Annotated in this window: 4 protein-coding genes; 3 read left to right on the top strand and 1 reads right to left on the bottom strand. The window is 36.2% G+C overall.

The annotated features are described in order from the left end of the window. The 3 genes from ACOVO2_RS17775 to queG all read left to right on the top strand — a co-directional run. Positions 1-462 (top strand): tetraacyldisaccharide 4'-kinase (locus ACOVO2_RS17775; RefSeq protein WP_421771273.1); only part of this gene is annotated, 462 nt, incomplete at its 5' end. Positions 463-468: 6 nt separating this feature from the next. Beyond that, entirely contained in the window at positions 469-1,554 is a 1,086-nt protein-coding gene (locus ACOVO2_RS17780; protein WP_421771274.1) for a Tudor-knot domain-containing protein, read from the top strand. A gap of 15 nt (positions 1,555-1,569) precedes the next feature. After that, positions 1,570-2,508, top strand: coding sequence for a tRNA epoxyqueuosine(34) reductase QueG (queG, locus tag ACOVO2_RS17785; protein WP_421771275.1), 939 nt, complete (start codon positions 1,570-1,572; stop codon positions 2,506-2,508). On the opposite strand, the gene ACOVO2_RS17790 is transcribed toward queG, so the two are convergent. Then, positions 2,500-3,105 carry a Uma2 family endonuclease gene (locus ACOVO2_RS17790; RefSeq protein WP_421771276.1) on the bottom strand — a complete coding sequence of 202 codons (606 nt, stop codon included), beginning with the start codon at positions 3,103-3,105 and terminating at the stop codon, positions 2,500-2,502. The two genes, queG and ACOVO2_RS17790, sit on opposite strands and share 9 nt — an antisense overlap. Between the last annotated feature and the right edge of the window lie 143 nt (positions 3,106-3,248).

Here is a 3,248-nt window from a genome sequence, read left to right on the forward strand (position 1 = left end):
ATTGATGAAGTAGAAAAAGAAAAGATTCGAGATGCAGTTTGGGCTTATACAAAAGCAGAAACTCCTGTGTTTTTTTCAAAAATTCGTTATCAAAATATAGTGGGTTATGCCGAAACCGCTGCCTTCGATGAGAGAAAAAACATCGGTGTTCTGACGGCTATTGCCAAACCCGAAGTTTTTTTGAAATACCTCGCTGAAAGTTCGTTGATGATAGAAAAAAACTTTGATTTTCCTGACCATCATGCTTTTTCGAGAAAAGATATTGATAAAGTTTTAGAAGAAAGTCACGAAAGCTTACAAATTATCACAACCGAAAAAGACATGGTAAAGCTAAAACCGCAGCTTTCGGAAGCAGAGTTGAAGCGTTTTTTTTATGTTCCTATCGAAATCGAGATTGAAAATAAAACAGCATTTGATTCGTTTATTTACCTTAAAACAACGTCATTTTACCAGAAAAATTAATCAAAAATGAAAAAAACGTTCCTATTATTTTTACTTACATCGCTTAGCTTGAAAGGAATTGGTCAAGAAAAATTGGATTATACTCGAACTTGGGTTTTTATGGTTGGGGTTTTGGAATGGGCCGATGCTAATACTTTTGCGTCGTTTGATAAAAAGGGAAGAGTTGATGCCAAAATTATGAAGTTTTTTGAAAAACAAGGTGTGCCAGCCAATCAGATGCTTTATATAAAAGACCAAAAGGCCTCAACAAGTGCTGTGAGAGAGGCTTTTGTGCCATTCTTGAAACAGGCCAAGAAAGGTGATATTTTGTTTTTTTATTACTGCGGACACGGCTATAAAAATGATGGTGGAAAGGTATGTTTTGCCAATTATAAAGGTGCAGATTGGACTGCCGAAGAAATTGTGAAGACCGTAAACGAAAATTTTGCTGGAAATACCGCATTGTTTACAGCCGATTGTTGTAATTCGGGGGGACTGGCTATGGAAGTTCAGAAATACAAAACTCGAAATTACGCTGCACTTAATTCGGTTGTGCCAACCAATGTTTCGACTGGAAACTGGACTTTTTCTAATGCCCTGCTTTATGCACTCGAAGGTCGAAATTTTGTTGACACCAATAATAATGGAGCAGTGCAGTTGGCCGAATTGGCGAGTTATATTGATACCGAAATGGCCGTGGTTGAAGGCCAAAAGGCGTCATATTTTGTGCCAGTAAGTATGAAAAATTGGACTTTGAGTAGTGGTATTCCTGCCAAGAAAAATAGCAGAATCGGTGAGCGAGTAATGGTAGATTATGATGGAACCGATTGGCTCGGATTTATTGAAGGTGTTGAAGCAGATAAAAAACTGAAAGTTAGGTTTTATAGCTATACCAACAACGAAGTTGATATCGTTGAGCCATCGAGGGTGAAACCATTCAAGTGTGCCAGCGATTTTCCGATTGGTGCAAGTGTGAAAGTATTTTCAACGACTGACGAAAAATGGTATCCAGCAAAGGTTTTGAAGAAATTTTCGTGCCTACATTATATTCATTACACCGAATATGATAGTGAATATGACGAGTGGGTTTCGCCTGAGAATATTAAAAAGTAAAAATTTCTTTAAAAAATGCAGCTACTGCTTCAACAAAAATTTTCTCAACAAATCAAATCAAAAGCAATCGAGCTGGGCTTTGATGCCTGCGGTATATCAAAAGCCGAATTTTTGGAAGAAGAAGCTCCACGTTTAGAAAAATGGCTCAACTTGAATTATCACGGAAAAATGGCCTACATGGCCAATCATTTCGATAAACGCCTTGACCCACGTAAATTGGTTGATGGAGCAAAATCAGTCATTACGGTCATTCTAAACTATTTTCCTGAACAAACTTTACCCGAAAACGACGAATCTTACAAAATCTCGAAATACGCTTACGGCACAGATTATCATTTTGTGCTGAAAGATAAACTAAAAGATTTGATGACTTATATTTCGGAAGAAATTGGTGAGGTAAACGGGCGTGTTTTTGTGGATTCTGCCCCTGTGATGGATAAAGTTTGGGCAAAAAAAAGCGGCATTGGCTGGGTCGGGAAACACACTAATCTAATTACGAGAGAAATCGGAAGTTTTTTCTTTATCGGCGAAATCATTTGTGATTTAGAGCTTCAAGCCGATACTGCCATGAAAGATTATTGCGGTACCTGCACCCGATGCGTAGATGCTTGTCCGACTGATGCCATAACACAGCCTTATGTAGTTGATGGCTCGAAATGTATTTCTTACTTTACGATTGAGCTAAAAGAAGCAATTCCTGATGAAGTAAAAGGGAAATTTGAAAATTGGATTTTTGGTTGTGATATTTGCCAAGATGTGTGTCCGTGGAATCGTTTTTCTCGACCTACACAAACAGTAGATTTTCGACAACACCCTCATTTAGAACAATTTACAAAAACCGATTGGGAAGAAATTTCGCAGGAAGTTTTTCAAGAGGTTTTTAGAAGAAGTGCCGTTAAACGCACAAAATTGGAAGGTTTGAAGCGGAATATTGAATTTGTGAAGCTAAGCTAATAGGTGATTTACGCCTTCTTCTTCGAGTAAATCATGTATATTTAAAACTACCCCTTCCATCACTACAACATCTTTATTCCAGTCTAAAATTTGTGTCGTTTCATTTTTTGAAAACACAAATATTTTCTTGTGTTTGGTAATTATCCAAAGGATTCTTTCAGTACCAAAATTCATCATTTCTTCCGATTTTGAAAAAACATAATCTAAATCTTTATCAGTTTCAATTTTTACATCAACTTCTATCGCAACTTCGGGAGCTATTTCAAAGTATTTATCATTCATAACCACTTTTTCTTTCAAGAAAATGCCAATATCGGTTGAAATATTGTTATTATGACCTAAATGAAGCCCTGCTTCATTGGTCGCAAGTACGTATTTTGATTTATTAAGGTGCGATTTTATAAAAAAACCTATAATCATTACCATAATTGATTGCAATGAGCTGCTCCCCATAATTTCTTCGATTTGTTTTGTACCATTCATTACACTTTTGTAGCCTTTATAATAGTAAGGCTTGCCATTTATCACTTCCCTAATATACTTTGCAGGGATTTTTCGTGTACGGCTTTTAATTTTCTCTTCTACTGGCTTTACCATATTCTAATTTTTTTTACGAAAGTAAAACAATTTATGAATAATTTGCAATACAATTTAAAGTGAAAGAAAATGCCAAAAGATAATTTTTCTAATCAAGCAAGCATCTATGCACAGTTTCGCCCGACGTATCCACAAGCGGTTTT

This window comes from Emticicia sp., assembly GCF_049241225.1.
Classification (GTDB): domain Bacteria; phylum Bacteroidota; class Bacteroidia; order Cytophagales; family Spirosomataceae; genus Emticicia.